The organism is Algoriphagus halophilus (assembly GCF_900129785.1).
In the GTDB taxonomy this organism is placed as follows: domain Bacteria; phylum Bacteroidota; class Bacteroidia; order Cytophagales; family Cyclobacteriaceae; genus Algoriphagus; species Algoriphagus halophilus.
Map to the genome: position 1 here is coordinate 769,218 of NZ_FSRC01000002.1, position 18,759 is coordinate 787,976.

The 18,759-nt window shown below is 38.4% G+C and carries 19 protein-coding genes; 6 read left to right on the forward strand and 13 right to left on the reverse strand.

Annotation, left to right across the window (positions count from 1 at the left end; translation table 11 throughout):
* The first annotated feature begins 69 nt into the window (after nucleotides 1-69).
* Nucleotides 70-534 (forward strand): MaoC family dehydratase, encoded by a 465-nt coding sequence (locus tag BUR11_RS15125; protein WP_074225815.1) that lies wholly within the window; start codon nucleotides 70-72, stop codon nucleotides 532-534.
* Between the two features lie 50 nt (nucleotides 535-584).
* Here BUR11_RS15125 and BUR11_RS15130 read toward each other — a convergent pair whose 3' ends face one another.
* The 5 genes from BUR11_RS15130 to BUR11_RS15150 form a co-directional block, all read right to left on the reverse strand.
* Nucleotides 585-1,901, reverse strand: coding sequence for a serine hydrolase domain-containing protein (locus BUR11_RS15130; protein ID WP_074225816.1), 1,317 nt, complete (start codon nucleotides 1,899-1,901; stop codon nucleotides 585-587).
* Between the two features lie 62 nt (nucleotides 1,902-1,963).
* Nucleotides 1,964-4,393 (reverse strand): outer membrane beta-barrel protein, encoded by a 2,430-nt coding sequence (locus BUR11_RS15135; RefSeq protein ID WP_074225817.1) that lies wholly within the window; start codon nucleotides 4,391-4,393, stop codon nucleotides 1,964-1,966.
* A gap of 205 nt (nucleotides 4,394-4,598) precedes the next feature.
* On the reverse strand, nucleotides 4,599-5,204 hold the full coding sequence (locus tag BUR11_RS15140) for a superoxide dismutase (RefSeq protein WP_074225818.1): 606 nt from the start codon (nucleotides 5,202-5,204) through the stop codon (nucleotides 4,599-4,601).
* 103 nt (nucleotides 5,205-5,307) lie between these two features.
* Nucleotides 5,308-5,751 (reverse strand): nucleoside deaminase, encoded by a 444-nt coding sequence (locus tag BUR11_RS15145; protein ID WP_074225819.1) that lies wholly within the window; start codon nucleotides 5,749-5,751, stop codon nucleotides 5,308-5,310.
* A 6-nt stretch (nucleotides 5,752-5,757) separates the two neighbouring features.
* Nucleotides 5,758-6,900 (reverse strand): hypothetical protein, encoded by a 1,143-nt coding sequence (locus BUR11_RS15150; protein ID WP_074225820.1) that lies wholly within the window; start codon nucleotides 6,898-6,900, stop codon nucleotides 5,758-5,760.
* 232 nt (nucleotides 6,901-7,132) lie between these two features.
* Here BUR11_RS15150 and BUR11_RS15155 point away from each other — a divergent pair, with 232 nt between their 5' ends.
* Nucleotides 7,133-8,245 (forward strand): Na/Pi symporter, encoded by a 1,113-nt coding sequence (locus BUR11_RS15155; protein ID WP_074225821.1) that lies wholly within the window; start codon nucleotides 7,133-7,135, stop codon nucleotides 8,243-8,245.
* On the opposite strand, the gene deoC is transcribed toward BUR11_RS15155, so the two are convergent.
* Nucleotides 8,242-8,907, reverse strand: a complete 666-nt coding sequence (deoC, locus tag BUR11_RS15160; RefSeq protein WP_074225822.1) for a deoxyribose-phosphate aldolase — start codon at nucleotides 8,905-8,907, stop codon at nucleotides 8,242-8,244. The two genes, BUR11_RS15155 and deoC, sit on opposite strands and share 4 nt — an antisense overlap.
* A gap of 1 nt (nucleotide 8,908) precedes the next feature.
* Nucleotides 8,909-10,117, reverse strand: coding sequence for an NAD(P)-dependent oxidoreductase (locus BUR11_RS15165; RefSeq protein WP_074225823.1), 1,209 nt, complete (start codon nucleotides 10,115-10,117; stop codon nucleotides 8,909-8,911).
* Nucleotides 10,118-10,149: 32 nt separating this feature from the next.
* On the opposite strand from BUR11_RS15165, the gene BUR11_RS15170 reads away from it, so the two are divergent.
* On the forward strand, nucleotides 10,150-10,749 hold the full coding sequence (locus BUR11_RS15170; protein ID WP_074225824.1) for a methyltransferase family protein: 600 nt from the start codon (nucleotides 10,150-10,152) through the stop codon (nucleotides 10,747-10,749).
* A 3-nt stretch (nucleotides 10,750-10,752) separates the two neighbouring features.
* Here the strand turns inward: BUR11_RS15170 and BUR11_RS15175 are convergent, their stop codons facing one another.
* Genes BUR11_RS15175 through BUR11_RS15190 form a run of 4 tightly spaced genes read right to left on the reverse strand, consistent with a single transcriptional unit; the run spans nucleotide 10,753 to nucleotide 13,915 of the window.
* Nucleotides 10,753-11,304, reverse strand: coding sequence for an FKBP-type peptidyl-prolyl cis-trans isomerase (locus BUR11_RS15175; protein ID WP_074225825.1), 552 nt, complete (start codon nucleotides 11,302-11,304; stop codon nucleotides 10,753-10,755).
* A 3-nt stretch (nucleotides 11,305-11,307) separates the two neighbouring features.
* On the reverse strand, nucleotides 11,308-11,862 hold the full coding sequence (locus BUR11_RS15180; protein ID WP_074225826.1) for an FKBP-type peptidyl-prolyl cis-trans isomerase: 555 nt from the start codon (nucleotides 11,860-11,862) through the stop codon (nucleotides 11,308-11,310).
* Nucleotides 11,863-11,906: 44 nt separating this feature from the next.
* The gene (locus tag BUR11_RS15185) at nucleotides 11,907-12,833 is read right to left on the reverse strand and encodes an FKBP-type peptidyl-prolyl cis-trans isomerase (RefSeq protein ID WP_074225827.1); all 927 of its coding nucleotides are present in this window, start codon (nucleotides 12,831-12,833) and stop codon (nucleotides 11,907-11,909) included.
* 47 nt (nucleotides 12,834-12,880) lie between these two features.
* Nucleotides 12,881-13,915 (reverse strand): DHH family phosphoesterase, encoded by a 1,035-nt coding sequence (locus BUR11_RS15190; RefSeq protein ID WP_074225828.1) that lies wholly within the window; start codon nucleotides 13,913-13,915, stop codon nucleotides 12,881-12,883.
* Nucleotides 13,916-14,102: 187 nt separating this feature from the next.
* Here BUR11_RS15190 and BUR11_RS15195 point away from each other — a divergent pair, with 187 nt between their 5' ends.
* The 3 genes from BUR11_RS15195 (at nucleotide 14,103) to BUR11_RS15205 (ending at nucleotide 16,331) form a co-directional block, all read left to right on the forward strand.
* The gene (locus tag BUR11_RS15195; protein WP_074226157.1) at nucleotides 14,103-14,525 is read left to right on the forward strand and encodes a nucleoside-diphosphate kinase; all 423 of its coding nucleotides are present in this window, start codon (nucleotides 14,103-14,105) and stop codon (nucleotides 14,523-14,525) included.
* 398 nt (nucleotides 14,526-14,923) lie between these two features.
* Entirely contained in the window at nucleotides 14,924-15,505 is a 582-nt protein-coding gene (locus tag BUR11_RS15200) for a DUF4202 domain-containing protein (RefSeq protein ID WP_074226158.1), read from the forward strand.
* Between the two features lie 163 nt (nucleotides 15,506-15,668).
* Complete coding sequence (locus BUR11_RS15205) at nucleotides 15,669-16,331, forward strand: response regulator (protein ID WP_074225829.1); 663 nt, start codon at nucleotides 15,669-15,671, stop codon at nucleotides 16,329-16,331.
* A gap of 247 nt (nucleotides 16,332-16,578) precedes the next feature.
* Here BUR11_RS15205 and BUR11_RS15210 read toward each other — a convergent pair whose 3' ends face one another.
* Both BUR11_RS15210 and BUR11_RS15215 read right to left on the reverse strand, forming a co-directional pair.
* Nucleotides 16,579-17,535: an alpha/beta hydrolase family protein gene (locus BUR11_RS15210; RefSeq protein ID WP_084560999.1), complete on the reverse strand. Its 957-nt coding sequence runs from the start codon at nucleotides 17,533-17,535 to the stop codon at nucleotides 16,579-16,581.
* 4 nt (nucleotides 17,536-17,539) lie between these two features.
* Nucleotides 17,540-18,745, reverse strand: coding sequence for a serine hydrolase domain-containing protein (locus BUR11_RS15215; RefSeq protein WP_084561001.1), 1,206 nt, complete (start codon nucleotides 18,743-18,745; stop codon nucleotides 17,540-17,542).
* Between the last annotated feature and the right edge of the window lie 14 nt (nucleotides 18,746-18,759).

Here is an 18,759-nt window from a genome sequence, read left to right on the forward strand (position 1 = left end):
ATAATATTACTATTTGTAATTAACCCCAAAAGTTCCCTATTTTGGATTTAGACGAAACAAAAAAACTAAATGAGCGCAATAGAAATTGGAAGTTTCGAGGATTTTGAAAAATATAGCGGTAAAGAGTTAGGCACATCTGAGTACTTCCAAATAACCCAAGAGCAAATCAATTTATTTGCAGACGCAACTTTTGATCACCAATGGATCCACACCGATCCTGAAAAAGCAAAAACCCAAGGAGCATTTGGCAATACCATCGCACATGGTTATTTAACTCTTAGCATAGTCCCTCATTTATGGGAACAGATCCTGAAGGTCAATAATCTGAAAATGATGATTAATTATGGAATTGAGAATTTCAGATTTGCTCATCCAGTGCTGGTCACCGACCAAGTTAGACTAGTCGCCACCCTGAAGTCCGTTGTCAACCTGAGAGGCACTGTGAAGGCAGAAGTGTCTGTAAAATTGGAAATCAAGGATCAGAAAAAACCAGCTTTTACGGGCGTATTGGTATTTCTATACCACTTCCAATAATCAATTGACATAATCTCATATTAAAAATAAAGCCGGATTTTCCGGCTTTTTTATTGTTCTGTTCTCTTAAACAAGATAGTTGCCCCTCCTTGTTTCAGAGTCATTTCGCCTTTCTCTGGATCAAAAATCATCGTAGCCCCTGCTTGGACAAATTCAAAAACATGATTTCCTCTGGCTTCTAAAGGAGTATCAGGCTGACCGGTAGGTTTGGCAATCAAGGTATTTCCCTCTTTTACGAAGGTCATTTTAAGTGGAATCTGGTCTGATGCATATTCCCCTAAATACTGATCTAATTCTTCCTCCGTTAATGTTGCAGTTTGAAAATTTGGAATCTTTACTTCTCTTCCAAATTGAGTATCCAAAATGGCTAGGATGATGTTATTGTTATTGTAATTACTGCCATTTGACAAAATACACACCGTAACATCTTCTGAAGGCAAATAACCTATCATTGAGGAAAATCCATCAATCCCCCCATTATGGCCATAGGCTACCTTCTCATAATAAGGAAACTGGAACAAACCCCTTCCATACCCTTCTTTTATTTCTTTCATTAATGCCAGACTCTCCTCGGAAATGAGTTTACCTGAAAAAAGCCCTTCAATAAATTTCCCCAAATCTTCTGCGGTAGAAACAATAGCACCTGCTCCTAAAGGAATAGACATATCGGTAACCTGCTCCTCTTGCCAACCATCTTCATAGGAATAGGATTCGGCTTCATTAGTTCCTTTTTCCTGACCCACTAGCGTATGTTCCAATTGCAATGGCTTGGTAATTCTTTCCTTTACTAATTCTGGATAAGATTTAGAATAAACATCCTCCAAAATAAACGTGAGTAAGACAAAATTAGAATTACTATACTCTCCTTTAGAGTCAGGTTCAAAATCACTTCCTCCGTCTTTGATAATTTTCACCAGCTGTTCCCGAGTTTGAGGACTTGTGAAATAAGTATCATATAAATCATCATTGGTGAAATTATGAATGCCACTTCTATGCTGAAGGAGCATGCTGATGGTGATTTGATCTGAATGAGGGATTTCTGGAATATATTCAGAAAGCTTTTGATCCAGTTTCATCTTTCCTTCCTCCACGGCCTGGAATACCAGCACTGTTGTAAACATTTTAGTGATGGAGCCCACTCGGAATCGAGTATCCTTCTCTAATTCCACTTCCTCTGCAACATCTTTAAAACCAAGGGAACGGGCATAAAGCACTTCTCCATTTGCCTTCAAAAGAACATTGCCCATAAACTTGTCGTGAGATTCTAAAGAATCGAAATATTGATCCAGTTTATTGAAATCTTGCGCTAGCAGAGTAACACCACTTATTAATAAAAGTAGAAAAGAGTAAATAAACCGTTGTATCATAACAAATTGTCTTCGGTGAATATAAAAAAAATCCTCCTTGGGATACAAGGAGGATGGAAGGTTTAGTTAAGTCGATCTCTTTCTTCAGAGCTACCAGAGCTTTTATTCACACGGAAACTTTCACCTTTGGAGAATCGATAGCGAAGGGTAAATCTTACACCTTGGTTACTTCTATATTGTCTAAATGAAGTATCAATATCTGCAAAATCAACTTTCGCTTTAATGACTTGAGTTCTAAATAGGTCGGTTCCATTTACCGCGATTGTCAATTTATCTTTCATGATGGTCTTGGTTACACCAGCATCAACCCATCCGAAGCCTTCGATTGAACCCTGACCCCAAATCTGTGGTCCTAAATACATACCTACTACTTCCAATTTGAATCCTTTCGGCAAGTTGATATTGTGCTGAGATCTCACCATAAATGATGTCTGTTCAGTATCGAGGTAGTCGTCACCAATCTGAGACTTATATCTGTTATAGTTTACCTGCAGCATATTGGAAGTTCCCCACCATTCCCTGATTTGAACAGGAACCATTGCTCTAAAGTTGGCATTTCTGGTTTTGTCAAAATTGTCGGTAAAAGTCGTAGTGGTTCTTTCTTCGTCATCCTGAATGAACACCTGCATAAATGCATCTGAAGTTTCACTATATCCAATAGTAAACTGATAAGCTCCTTTTACTACATGGTTCATCTCAAAATTATTGGAATATTGAGGCTTCAAATTTGGATTTCCTCTTTCTGAAGTCAATGGGTCTATGTAGTAAACAAATGGATTCAGTAACCTATAATTCGGACGTGTAATTCTTCTGTTCGCATTATATATGATCTGATAATTGTCAGAAACCTTATGTTGGATAAATGCACTTGGGAATAGGTTAAAGTACTCTTGGGTATTGATTTGATTCAAAGTCACCGAATTCCCTTCAATATTGGAATACTCCCCTCTTAAACCTGCCTGGTAACTTACCTTATCAGAAAACTTTCCTTTATAAGAAGCATATCCTGCCAAGACATTTTCATGGTATATAAAGTGGTTACTGTTTGGAGTTGGCTCAAAAGGTCCATCTTCAATCGCTAAGGTCAAATCAAGATTATTATCTGACTTCACCCATGAACCTTTTACACCTGTTTCAAGAGTTCCTTTACCCAACGGCTTTACAAAATCTACTTTTGCAGTAAAGATGTTGTAGTACATATCATTCAATGTATTGAGCCTCCCACGGGCAGCGTCAGACTGATCCTCTCTAGTCCAAGTAGTAGTGCTCAATAAAGATTCACTACCTGAATTCATTCTGGTAAAGTCAAAATCTGCAGTCAACTTTGTCCCTAAGGTATCCAAGTTTCCACCATAATGAAGGTTTCCAAAGAATCGGTTTCCTCCACCATCTGAATCATTATAAGAATCTAAATAGGTCTTATCTACTACGCCAGGAGTGGCTATTTCAGTCAAAGAAGGGTTGGTGGTTGTATTGTCAAAATCTGAAGCCTGAAGGTTGATACCAATGTTATGGTTTTCATTGATTTCATAATTAGCCGCTCCATTGAAAAACAGATTTTTATTTCTCTGTCTGATTCTAGATTCCTGTAAAAACTTTGAAACCCCTTCTGGCACATCAAAATTTCGCTCAATGTCTAGTTCATTCAAGTTGGCATAATGATTATAATTCAAATCTGCATTGGTAGACCATTTCCCTTTCTTAACATTCAAGGAAACTCCAGCAATCGGAGCCCAGAATCCATTGTACTGACCTCCTGCCTGCACATTTCCAAACATTCCATCTACGGTGTTCTTTTTAAGTCGGATATTGATCACTCCCGCAGATCCTTCTGCATCAAATCTTGCGGATGGATTATTGATCACCTCAATGCTCTTAATATTATCGGCTGGCATGGCTCTTAAAAAATTGGCCAAGTCAGTAGCGCTCATGTAAGTTTGGCGATCATTGATCATTACTACCGCCCCTGTACGACCATTCAAATTGATGATTCCATCCTGATCCACATAGATACCTGGAGATCTTCCGATCACATCCAAAGCAGTAGATCCTTCCGCCATCACTGTTCCTTCTACGTTGACAATGGTTTTGTCAGGTTCAATGATAATTTCTGGCCGGGTCGAGGAAACAGTCACTTCATCAAGCCCTGTTGCTTCATCTGTTACCGTCAATTCTCCCATTTCTTTAATTGTGCCAGGTTTCAATTCAAAAGGATCTGATTCATATGGTTTAAAACCAATGGAAGAAATCACCACTTTTACTTGTGCTGTTTTAGCAGATTCAATTAAAAATAATCCATTCTCATCAGATACAGCTCCATCTACAAGATGTCCATCATTTACTGCAATTAAGGCAACATTGGCATAAGGAACTGCCTGCCCATTCTGATCTAAAATTTTTCCGGATATTTTACTAATATCTTTTGCAGCAAGATTACTCATTCCCAACAAATAAGAGAATAGAGTTAAAAAGAGTAAGTTGGTAGTTTTCATTACTATGAAATATGTGTGTGTTGACTGTGCCAACCAATGAAAACAAAATGCCAAGAGTAAAAAATGGCCCAAAAAAGCATAGAATGGCGTTTTTTAGTTAAACAAAAAATTAGACTGTATCAAAACCGTACAGTAATTCGATCGGTTTTAAACAAAAAAATCCCCGATTCAAACCGGGGATTTCGAATGGAGCTTTTAGTTCTGCTTATTTGGCAGCAGCATATCTCTTACTAACTTCTTCCCAATTCACTACATTCCAGAATGAAGCGATGTAATCAGGTCTTCTGTTTTGGTAATTTAAATAGTAAGCATGTTCCCAAACATCCAAACCAAGAATTGGAGTACCTGGGCACTCGGCTACATCCATCAATGGATTGTCCTGATTTGGAGAAGAGCATACACAAAGTTCTTTTTTAGCATCTACACAAAGCCATGCCCAACCTGAACCAAATCTGGTTGCAGCTGCTTTGTTGAATGTTTCTTTGAATGCATCGAAAGAGCCGAATTTTGCATCAATTGCAGCAGCCAACTCTCCAGTAGGAGCTCCTCCACCATTTGGAGAAAGGATAGTCCAGAAAAGTGAGTGATTAAAATGACCACCCCCATTATTTCTTACCGCGGTATTTGAACCTGCGATTTTCAACAACTCTTCCAGAGATTTACCTTCTAGGTCAGTCCCTGCAATTGCATTGTTTAAGTTAGTCACATATCCATTGTGGTGCTTCGTATAATGGATTTCCATTGTACGTGCATCAATGTTTGGTTCTAATGCATCATATGCATAAGGTAATGAAGGAAGTTCAAAAGCCATATTGTTAAAATTTAAGGTTAAACGTTAAAATTATATTCATTCAAATAATCTGCCTAAGGAACTGGTAGAAAAGAAAAAAAATTCCCTGAAATCCAATTTCCTTTTAGTTTCTCAATTTTTTGAAAAATTCAAGTAACAATTGTTCGGATTCCAAGGCCATTGGGCCCTGAAACAGTTTGGTTTTCGGGTGTAGCATTGCCGGGTTGCATTGCTTAAAACCTCTTTTGTGATCTGGTGCTGCAAAATGCACCTCTCCGATCTGGGACCAAAAAAGAGCCCCGGCACACATGGCACAGGGCTCTAATGTCACATATAATTTACATTCGTTGAGATATTTCGATCCCAGGTAATTCTCTGCGGAAGTGATCGCCAGCATTTCTGCATGTGCGGTCACATCATTGAGCATTTCGGTTTGATTGTAAGCTTTTGCGATAATCCTGTTTTTACAGACAATCACAGCACCCACTGGTATTTCACCTTCTTCAAAAGCTTCTTTGGCCTGCTTAAAGGCCTCATTCATGAAATATTCGTGTGTGAAAAGCTCCAACTCTATTTATCTGAAAAATTCGAAAATCTCCTCTCTAATTCCCTCGTTGATGATAACTGCCAACAATAAGGAAACCAATAACCCAATGAATGCCTTGCTCACATCTTTACTTGCCAATTTATATGCTCTGCTAACCCAGTCTCTACGCTTTTCTGGCTTGCCTGCTTTGCCTAGGGCAATGGCTAATTCACGTCCTCCCAACAATCCGATAAACACCCAAGTGGTACTCATTGGAACTTTGCTGTGAATCTTGAAATAGAATAATATAATGGCATACACAAAATCCACAATAGTCGCTGCTCTCACATCCGTGACATTTGACTTCTCGTTTACAATTGATTGGATTTTGTCACCTTTTAAATAAAACAGGAATCCAAGTCCTAGGAAGACGAACCCTGCATAAACAGAAAATTCATACACATTCAACTGTCTTGGAAGGAATACAGCAATGTTTGCCGCATCTTGCATGATCCAAACAGCCCATAGGGTTCCCGAAGTGATCCACTGGAGAAACATCCAGTACGGCTTTGGCTTTCCTTTTAGGTAATTTTGAACAAACCGTTCCAATACAAACCATACAACTATCGCAATACCGAATGCCAAAAGGTAACCTACAAAGCTCTTCTTCATTACTTCCAAAATGGTACCTGCTTTATAGGTAAAAACATTTAGCAATAGGAATGTCGTAGAAACCGGCATTCTCATCCTGGTCATGATCAACAAGACTATAGGCGCTGCCAACTGTAAAAACACAAAGCTTTCAGGAGCTTTATCCAATCCTTTGGTAGTCAAACGCTCATAACTCACATCTCCATTAAAAGTAAACCAGCTATAGGTAACTGTTCCCACAAAAATCAACCCCATAAACAACCACAACCAATACCATTTTTTGGATTGATTAGAAGCTATGAAAGTACCGATGGTCTGGATACTATCATTGGCAATGGCAGAGTAGGCCGCCAAAGCAAACCCGAACCACATGGCAGCATAGGTATAAGGAAGTATTAATCCTGCAATTGATATCAGTATACATATACCTACCAGGAACTGCTTTTCTTTCTTGGCAAAGTCAAATATGGAGTATGCACTTTTACTTAACTTTTCCTGATTAATGTTCTGGTCGAGATTTTTTTTCTTAGCCTTGGCCATGTCTTTATTTTCTATTTGGCTACAAAATTAATGAAGATAATCTTCTGGGAATATTAAGAAATTGTTAAGTACGCACAAAATCTTTTCTATTACACCTAGTTTGCCTTGTAATTCGCAAAAAAATTTCAACTTTTGCGATTTATTTTAATTAAAATTTGGAATTTCTTCGACATTAGGCTTCGAAGTGAAATATCATTAGTATTAGGTGACTACCAACTATAATACGCCTGGGATGGAATTATATGATCAGGAACAACCTGTAAAAAACAAAACCAAAAGCTATATCTTAATGCTTTTGGCCATCATATTATTCATTTTTTCGATCGACCTTCTTACAGTTGCGATGGGGCAACTAAACAACACTGTGGCAAATGATATTTTAATGGCCACAAAAAACCCATTCGTCAGCCTTTTCATTGGCCTTTTAATGACCGCTTTGATCCAAAGCAGTTCTACAGTGACTTCGAGCATCGTGGCAATCGTAGCGGCAGGGAATATGAGCATGGAACAAGCCGTTCCCATGGTAATGGGTGCAAATATCGGTACTACCTTGACCTCCACCCTTGTTTCATTTTCTTATATCATGAAAAAGAAACAGTTCAAAAGAGCTATCTCAGCAGGCATTATCCATGACTTTTTCAACATCATTACTGTTTTTATTTTATTCCCCTTAGAATATTATTTCCAGTTTCTATCCAAAATCGCTCATAAACTGGCTTCCTTTTTCCTTACCAGCGAAAACTATTCAGGTACATTCAATTACAACAACAAAGTATTTACACGTCCATTGACAGAATGGATCTCTGAAACTATTCAGATTCCCTTCTTAACCTTGGTATTGGCCATTTTCCTGGTTTTTGGAGCCATTAAATTGCTTTCATCCTCTGTCTACAAAGCCTTTGTATTAGATAGCTTTCAGGAAATCAACAATTTTGTCTTCAAGAAAACCAACCTGGCATTCATTTATGGAATATTTTTTACCGCTGCAGTACAATCCAGCACAGTGACTACCTCTTTGGTAGTACCACTCGTAGCCAATAAAAAAGTGTCTCTTAAAAAATCTTTCCCTTTCATCATTGGGGCAAACATTGGGACAACAATTACTGCGGCCATTGCCGCATTCTATAAAACGGAGGCAGCAATCGCGTTAGCTATTGTCCATTTCCTGATCAATTTCTTTGGAGCCTTAATTATCTTGCCTTTCCCTGGAATCAGAAATATCCCTGTTAGGATGGCCACTTACATGGGGGCAAAATCAGTTCAAACGCGATTTATTGGTTTCGCTTATATTTTGCTGACCTTCTTCATCATTCCGTTCTTACTGATTTACTTCAGTAACAATTAAGCATATTTCATTTTCCAAGCTTCAATTAATTGCTTGGCTGAACTGGTACCAATCCGATCTGCACCAGCCTCAATCAACTGAATCGCAAATTCAAGGGTTTTGATACCCCCAGAGGCTTTGATACCTACATGTGAAGATAGGGTTGCTCTCATGGTAAGGATATCTTCTACAGAAGCCCCTCTATTTGCAAAGCCAGTGGATGTTTTGACATAATCCGCCCCTGCATCCTGACAGATCAGACAGGCTTCTTTGATTTGGGATTCACTCAGATTGGCAGTTTCAATGATGACTTTTAAAATCCTTTCCTCCTCATGGCATAATTTGGCAATCTGGGCAATTTCAATCTTCGGCCAATTCATTCCCGAGTGATAGGAAGTCTGAGACCATACCAAATCCAATTCATCCGCTCCTTGTTTGATTGCCTCTTTCGTTTCAAACACTTTTGTAGCGGTATCAGTATAACCTAAAGGAAATCCAATTACCGTTACCAATTGGATATCTTCCTCTTTCAACTCTCTTTTAACTTTTTTCAACCAAAATGGAGGAACGCAAACACCTACAAACTGCTCCTCAATGGCATCCTTGATCAATAGATCCAGTTGATCCGAAGTCATGGTGGCCTGAAGTAATGTGGTTTCTAAATACCTGTTGAAATTTTTCATATCAGGAGTCCCCGTTTACGTAATCCAATAAATACATGAACTCCAAAGTCAAATCACCATCCCGCGCAATGGTAGCTCCTTCCAAGATTGGAGAGACTTCTTTATTCAGTTCTGGTATGACCCATTGAATAAGCTGATCTCCAAAATCGGTACTAGCTCCTCTAGGCAACTCGCAAGGTAGATTATCAATAGCCATCACCGAAATACTGGTTTGACTACCAAATGCTTCAATAGCTTTTCCTGTTCTTCTATCTATATCATACACTGGGTTTAGAATATTGGAAGCTTTGACAGTTGTAGGGATAGATCCATGAATGTCACAAGAGATATCCGCGATGACCGAAATGGCAAAGTCAGGATGGTCAATGTCCTTCAATTCAAACAACCTGGGTGCATCAGGATCCCAATAATGTGAAGCAATTAAAATTTCCCCTTCCTCTGCAAACTTTAAAAAATGGCTTTCATACTTTTCAGGATTAGCGTAAAATTCTTCCTGATCATATCCCCCATCCGATTTCCGCCTGTTGTAATCCGAGGATTTTAAAACCAAATACACAGGTTCATCAAAATAATGATGGAGGAAATCTTGGGTGGAAACTTCTCTCACTCCCAAAGTATCCAAAATTTCTTTGGCCCCTTTTCCTACTCTACCAGAACCAGTTACGATAATCTTGATAGGAGGCAATTGTACCTTTTTTAGCTCCTGCTCTAGTTCTTTTTTATCAAAACACTGATAAGCCCTTTTGATATCAAACAAATCAGTTTTCTGTCCATAAGTCCATAATGCATTATACGCTCCAACTATTCCCGCCCATCTCCCAAATGCCACTACTCTTTTACCAGATTCATCTTTTAGAACTTCGTAATCCAATAAGCGAATATTTTTATCCAAAATCGCTTTCAACAAGCCACGGTTATAAGGCTGCTTTTTGATGGTATGCGAAAAGAAAAAAAAGGTTTTCCCAGGAATCAGCTGATCAATGGCCACTTCCTTTACCCCAAAAACCACATCACATTCACTCAAATCATCCACTACATCACAGCCTGCATTCAAGTACTCCATATCGGTAAAGGCACGGTGAGGACTGGACTGAATAAAAAAAGAATATTCACCAGGATATTGTCCCTGAATATGAATGACTTGGCTAGGGGTAAATGGAGTTCGTCTATCTGGCGGGTTTTTTCCTTCGCGGATAATTCCGATTTTCATAAAAATAAGGTTATCGGGTAATCGAGTTATAAATGGGCTATATACTATTAATTTTCAGCTGGAGCATATTTTATAGTACGCACAGCCTTTTCGCTTCCGCCAAGTTAAAAAGAATTCTAAAAGCCCAATGGGCAGGAAGCCAAAAATGGTACAGACTTTTTTATACCATCTTTTCCACCTTGCTTTTTATGGGAATCATGATTCAATCCTTATTTATCCCCGTATCAAAATTCCTTGATCAAAGTGATCTTATGACCTATTTGGGATATATGTTTGCCACATTTGGAACTATCCTACTTGTCAAATCTACCAAGCAAATCCAGCTAAAACAGTTCCTAGGGATATCTGCTCAAGAAAAGTCTCCCCATTTAATTACCACCGGTTTATATGGTAGGGTAAGACACCCATTGTATTTAGGACTAATTTTGATCTTTTTGGGTTATGTCTTGGTTTCGGCAACCTACACAGCCCTAATTCATTTTAGCTGCCTGATTTTGTATTTACCGTTTGGAATGTATTTCGAAGAAAAAAATCTAGTGGATCAATTTGGTAAAGCCTATGAGGAGTATCAAAAAAAGGTACCCATGATCATTCCTAAGTGGAACAAAAAAAGAGGGCCTAAGCCCTCTTGAATATCAATCCGTTCCTTTAAAGATTACGTCGAAAATCAGTACTGAATTCGGCGGGATTCTACTGTTATTTTCAGAAGAACGATACCCATAAGGCGAAGGAATAATCATCCTTGCTTTGGTACCTGGTCTAATCCTTCTAAAACCTATATCCCATCCTGTAATTACATTTCCTGCACCTATCTGAAACTTAAAAGTTTCATAGGTTCTACCTTCCACATAGATATTATTGTCTCTAGCAATGGTTTCATCCGTCGTATCGAAAACCGAACCGTCCTCCATTAGGAAGCCAGTATACTCCGTATACACAATATTTCCACCTGTAGGCCGAGATCCTACTCCCTCTTCTTGAACAATAATCACTACACCAGATGGGTCATGAATTCTATATAGACTGTCTACTTGAGCCGTGTCAATATAGGCCGCTATTTTTACTGAGTCGATGGCAAGATTACCATCCACATCATAAACTGGACCCGTGTTGAAAGGATTATTTGGTTCGCAGGCAATAATCGCACTGAAAAGCCCTACTAAAAGGAAATAGAATAATTTCTTCATGTATTAATTTTCTCTTAGGCCAGGTTTAACTTCCATTAATTCCACTTCAAAGACCAAAGGGGTATTTGGTGGTACTGGTCCTTGACCATTTCTACCATAACCTAATTCTGAAGGCATGATGATGGTCGCTTTATCCCCAGTTTCCATCTGTCTAATTCCAAACTCAAAGGCAGTAAGAACAGAGAAGGTACCCACTTTAAAGGAAAGTGGAGGATACTTATAGTTGCTGTCATACAGCCCATTATCCTTGGCAACTTGTTCGATACTGGTATCAAATACTTGTCCACTCAAGAATTTACCTGTATAGTGAACAACTACTGTATCACCAACAAAAACTGAATCTTTACTATTTGATAGTTCTTGCCAAATAATGTAATAAGCATTCGCCTGATCCTTGTATTCTTTGACATTGACTATGGTAGTAGTGTCCAAATAGGCCTCAATTTCTGCTTTATCTTCTAAGAAAATAGCTTCTGAAGTCTCTTCAGTATCAATACAAGATACAAGTGTAATGCTTCCTATCAGTAAGGAAAGAAATGAATACAGTTTAATTTTCATTGCGTTGGTATAGTTTTAATTGTTTGTCCTAAGTCTTGGCGGACTTATTTCTGAACATCTACTACCTCTACATCGAAGATTAGGATAGAATTAGGTCCGATCATAGCTCCTGCTCCGTTTTCACCATATGCCAAAGGAGAAGGAATCAAGAACTTGCCTTTAGAACCTTTTTTCAACAATAACAATCCTTCATCCCATCCAGGAATTACCTGACCCATTCCTACGTTTACTGGAAGTGGTTCATAAGGTCTCTGAGCATTATAAACATCATGCTCCTTAGCCAATTCTTCGATAGAAGTATCAAATAATGTCCCGTCCAACAGGTAACCAGCATAATTCACATTCATGGTAGTACCTGGAGTGACTGGCTCACCTGTTCCTTCTTCTTCGATCACATAATAAAGTCCGCTCTCAGTCTTATTCGCATCCAAACCCTTTTCCGCAACATATGCTTCAATAGTTTTTGCTTCTTCCACCAATAATTCTTTTGCTCTATCCGCTCTTTTTAGCTCTTCAGCTTCCATGGTTTGGTTGAAAAAAGCTTCAATTTCTACCTGATCCATGATTTCAAACGCACCTAATCTCACTTTTACTACATCATCCTCTTTCAAGAATGGAGGAAAATTCTCTCCAAAAATAATTTTGGCAGTAGATTCAAATGCGATGCTGTCTCCTTTTTTCAAATTCAAGAAAATCTCATCCATTCCATTGGTAGGAGTAATGGAATCATTAGCCATCAAATAGCCTGGAAATGGCTGACTTGCTGTAGAATAAATGACAGAGTCATCTCCATTGGTAATTTCCAAGTTGTAAAGAAGAAAATCTCCATTAGGAGCAGTTTCATTTCCTTCAGAAACGTAGGCGTACTCAATTCCGTCTTTTTCAGTTACTTTTTTCTTTTGACAAGAAGAGACTAGGGCCACCCCAAGCGTCAAGACGATTAAAGCCAATAGGCTGTTGTTATTTTTCATAAAGATTAAGTGAATTTTCTAAGTAAAGTGCGGTGATAAAATCGGGCTTAATTTGCTCCAACAGTTTCAACAGGGAAAAGCGAATCCTGATTTTCTTCTACTAATTTTTCAAATCTTTCTACAGTTTCTTTTAGTCCCAAGTTTGACTTACCTCCAGAAGCGTTTTTATGCCCACCTCCACTGAAGTATTCGGCAGCAAATTTATTTACTGATACTTCACTGGATGATCTGAAAGAGATCTTGATGCCATCTTCACGCTCAGAGAATAAAGCAGCCAATTTTATGCCATCCAAAGATAAAGCATAATTAACCAAACCTTCTGTATCTCCGGTCTGGCTTTGATATTTTTTAAGATCTTTTTTACTGATCGCAAAATAAGCTGTGTGTAGATCTTCTCTGACCACCAATCTTCTGCTAATGGCAAAACCGATAAATTTCAATCTGTTGACTGAATTGGAATCATAAATCCAATTGGCAATCTGGGAACTATTTGCTCCTAAATCCAATAGTTCTGCCACCACCAAGTGTACGTTTTTGGTAGTATTGGGATGTCTAAAACCACCCGTATCAGTCATGATCCCAGCATAAAGGCATTCTGCAATGTCCTTATCGATCAAAGCTTTATCTCCTAGCTCATCGATCAACTCAAAAACCAGTTCACAGGTAGCTGCAGCTTGAGTACTTGAGTATTCAAAATCTGCGAAATCCTCAGGATCTTGGTGATGGTCAATATTTACCACATAAGCATTGGATTCACGGATCATTTCTCCCAGTTCGTTCACCCTGTTCAACACAGAGAAATCTAAACAAAAGATAATGTCAGCTTCTTCCAGCTTTTTGATGGCAATCTCCCGATGCTCAGGTTTGCTAAAATCCAATACGTCATCATTCCCTTTCATCCAGTTAAGGAAAGAAGGGTAATCGGATGGAGTCACTACACTTACCTCATGTCCTTTTTTGATCAAGTAGTTAGCAAGACCCAAGGAGGAACCCAGTGCGTCAGCGTCGGGCTTCACATGCGTGGTAATGAATATTTTTTTGGGGGATGAAATTTCTTTCTTAAATGAGGCTAATGCTTCCATTTTTTAGAATTAGCGGCACTTTGGCTCTAAGTAAGTCGCAAAGGTCATTAATTTTTTGACAAATCCCAACTTATGCATTTACCTGAAAATTAGCCCGATATGCAATAAATAATTTATAATACTCGGAAGATGGATTTTATTCTCCTATTTTTGCGCCCGAATTAAACCAATGAAAATAAGAAAACCCATGGCAACAAACAGAACATTTACCATGATCAAGCCGGATGCTTTTTCAGCAGGCAACTCAGGAGCTATTCTTAAAATGATTGAAGAAGCTGGTTTCAAAATCGTCGCAATGAAAGCCACTCAATTGACTCCGGCTACTGCAGGTAAATTCTATGAAGTGCACAAAGAAAGACCTTTCTACGCGGATCTTTGCGCTTATATGTCTTCTGGACCTATCATTGCTGCGATACTTGAAAAAGAAAATGCAGTAGAAGATTTCAGAAAATTAATTGGTGCTACCAATCCAGCTGATGCTGCTGAAGGTACTATCAGAAAAATCTTCGCAAAATCAATCGAAGCAAATGCTGTTCACGGATCTGATTCTGATGAAAATGCAGCTATAGAAGGAAATTTCTACTTCTCTCAAATTGAAAGAATAGGATAATATATATACCCAATCTATTCTGAAGGCACCTCCAATGGGGGTGCTTTTTTGATTTTTATCAATTCCATTTACAACTGCCCATCCCAATTTTAAAAGAAGGATTTTGGACCTACCTAGCTTTGTATTCCGCTGTCCAGCCAAATTACATTTTGAAGTTTAAAATGACCTTTGAGCTTATGGTATTCAAAGTAGAACTAAAATTAGCCTAAGACATGGTTAAATAACTTGATAAGTTGATCATAGACCTATTTAAAGGCATTTCGATTGATGTAATTATCAAGAGAATTATCATTAAAGCTTCAATCTCTTAAATAGAGAAGACTACAGTATTACCAATTTCCCAATGCAACTAGAAGAGGGAAATGTATATATTGGTTTACCTGATAAAACCAACACCTATGAATACCTTCCAGAAAGCTATTGCCAAAATCGATGAAATCAATTCAAAGGATCCGGTAAAAGAAATTTATCAAGGAAAGGAAGTCTCCAAAGAACTTTTGTATTCAATGAGAATGACGGATAAATTGGATGCATTTCAACCCAATGCCTCCGAACATTTGAAAATCGCGGCAAGGGCTCAACATATTGGAAGATGGGAAATTCCAAGGTCAGAATACCCCATGGATCGAGTGGGATATCTGAGGTGGAGGGAAGAACTGAAGAAGTTGCATGCGGAAATCACCTCTGGAATCTTGGAAGAACTGGGATATGATCAGGTTTTCATCGAGAAAGTCATCCATTTAATTCGCAAAAAGCAATTGAAAACTGATGAAGAAACCCAGACGCTGGAGGACGTAATCTGCCTGGTTTTTTTAGAAAATTATTTTGAGGACTTTTCGGCAAAACACGAAAAGAAGAAAATAATCGACATCCTTCGAAAAACCTGGAGAAAAATGTCGAAAAAAGGCCATGACGCTGCAGTTCAATTAAACTATTCAAAAGATAGCCTACAACTAATTCAAGAGGCAGTGTTAGAATAAAACGGACCCTGATTCCATTCTCTTTGCCCTTACTATCAAAAGGCCTCCTCGTCTACCTTAAAAAAGAACGATAAGTTCATGAAGATTGAATCTCCTTTGATTTCAATAGCTGGTCTTTTATACGTAAAAGTGCTTATTTTACTACGTATTAAATTTAGATTGTATGTCTCCAACCCAAATAGTTCTTGTTGATGATCATGAATTAGTTCGTGATGGAATTAAATTCCTATTGGAGAAAGAACCTGGTTTTGAGGTAATTTCAGAAGCTGCAGACGGTGTAGAAGCGTTACATGTAATAGCCAAAAAGCAACCTGATCTGGTAATTGTGGATATTCGGATGCCGAACATGGATGGCATTGAGTTAGTAAAGCAATTGGGACAAAAGTATCCAAAAGTCAAAAAAATGATTTTGTCTATTCATGGTACTGAAGAATACGTAGTAGAAACGATAGAAGCTGGTGTAGATGGATACTTATTGAAAGGATCTTCCAAAGATGAATTTATAAAAGCATTGAAAACAATTGCGGCTGGAAGTAAATATTTCACTGGCGATGTTTCTGCCATCATTATTCATCATTTTGTCGAAAATAAACCCAAGATTATCCATAAACCTAAATCAATTCCTAATGAATTGGCTGTTTTGACTAATCGGGAAAAACAGATTTTAGAATTGATCCTAGAAGGGAAAGGCAATAGCGAAATTGCAGAAGCCCTAAAGATCAGCAAAAGAACAGCAGAAGTGCACCGCTTCAATCTGATGAAGAAACTTAATGTGAAGAATCTCGTCGAACTTACCAATAAATCTAAAGAGCTATATTTAATTTAAACTTCTTAGTGGATCCAGATACCTTAAAATGAATCTTCCTTTCTCTTTTTGAGAATTCTGAACTTACAGATAGGAGTGGTGGAAACGGTGATTCCAACTAAATAAATTTAGACCTGACTATAATGAGTTCGATTAATTCTTCCAAAAACTCCATTGAGCCATCTGAAAAATAAGACGAAAAGATATTATTAACAAGATTCATGAAAGTGTTGTCCATCATGCACCCTTTACTGTTGAATAGATTGATTTATTCCAAACTTTTTAACCACTCTCGAATTTCATTTTGAAACTGGGGATCAAAAGGCTGTTTTTCTGCAGTATTCCAATCCACACACCTATTTTCCACTTGATAAAATCCATGTTGCCCTCCTTCCATGACTTTTATAGTAAAGTTGGGAGGCAAGTCATTGTCAAACAACATATTTAGGTGATCGATGTTTTGCTCTGGAGGCACATTCGCATCATGTTCCGCAAACAACAGCAGTGTTTGAGTTGACAAGTTTTTAAGGGCCTCATCATGATCATAATCTATAATAAGATGCCAGTAATAGGCACTTTTAATGAAGGGTAGTGTTTTACCAATAGTTGCTGAAGTTTTCTTCCTTTTTCGATATTTCTCCATTTTTTTACCCAGCTTTTCCTCGGGGAAACCATTGCACAGGTACATCAGACTATCATACATAGCTGTCTGTTCGGTTACCCCCACCGTCGGTCCAGCAAGGCTGATCACAAAAGCAATATCATCATGCTGGGAAGCTACGATCTGTGCAACCCACCCCCCCTGACTATGGCCTGAAACGCCAATCCTTGAAGCATCAATATCATCCCGGCTTTTTAAATATTCTACAGCCGCATATGCATCATCAGCCCTGCCGTAGAAATCATTATTTTTCCAGTTACCTGTAGAGTTTCCTAGACCTCTTTTATTGCAATACAGAATTGCATATCCCTGCTCTAATAATACATCTTCAATGTAAAATTTATGAGGCCCCCATGCCTCCTTCTCATATCCATCAAAGGCATGATCTCCTGACCCTTGCTGAAAAACAACTGCCGGAACCTTTTCATTTTGATTTGGCCGAATTAAGATCCCTTCTATGGTTTCGTTCCCGCTTTTAAAAGTTACCGTTGAGGCGATTCTGTTTTGTGCAACGAGTACCTGACTCATCAACACTCCCATTAGTATTACTAAAATAGACTTCATGATTTTACTTTTGTTTTGAGTTAAGTTTTGCTTCTTTGAATAGTCGCTTTACCATATCCAGATAAATTATTTTCTCTGTTCTAAAAGTGGTAGTCGGAGAATTTGAAAAAATAATAACTCCCGACCTGGTTTCTGGATCAAAGGAAACCACCGAATTCATTCCAGGATCAAGCCCCGTATGAGAAGGTCGTCTTGGCATGATCATATTATAAATTGGATTTTCGAATTCATTCATGCTCCATGATATGGCTCTCCATTTTGCTATATCAGGATATTGCACTTTCAAAAATTCTTCTACTGTTTCTTCCTTTAGAAATTGAAAATCATCTACCATCCCCCGATTGACCATTAATTTTACAAATTGAGCATAGTCTGATACCGTAGTTCTCAATTGCCCAGATGGGTAGGAGGGGTATCCAAAATGGTCAAGCACTTGGGTCCCTTTAAAATCGGTTTCCTTATAAGGCAGATTATGGGGTGTAGCAATATTGGAGTCAGGAACTTCCGACAAAAACCAATATGTATTATCCATGTTTAATGGTTCGAATATTTCCTCAGCCATGTATTCGTTGAAGGGCTTACCCGAAATGACTTCTACGAGGTAACCAATCAATGCATACCCGACATTGGAGTAATGTTCTTCCTCCAATGGTTGAATGTGATAGAAATTATTGGCCGAATCATAAAATTGACCTCCTTCAACAAGATAAGCCCTTAAAAATTCTTCTAAACTCATTGGAGAGTCTCCGCCACCTTTACCGAGTGTGTACAGAGGTTCCAGAATCTTCCAGTTGTCACGAATAGAAGAAAGATGCGTAAGTAGCATTCGAACAGTAATTTTCTCCTCCAAAAAATAAGGATTTACCACCTCAAATGGCAGAAGGTCATTGATGTCTGCATCCAATGAGACCCTTCCTTCATCATACAATTTCATGAGTGCGAGGGCTGTAACGGGCTTGGAGATAGACGCTACCATAAACAGGGTGCTATCATTGATCAAATCCTCTTTTTGATCAGTTTTGATACCGTAACTCCCTACCCATATTAACTCCCCATTCGCGATGTAGGCAGCCTGCATGCCGATCCTCCCTGCACTTTTCATCTTCTTTTCAAAGTACTTATCCAGCTTTGAGTGATCCGATTGGGCCTGAAGATTTAGGGTACATAGGAAGCTTATTCCTAGTAAAATTTTAATTGTTAAAGAGTTCATTTTTACTTCACTTT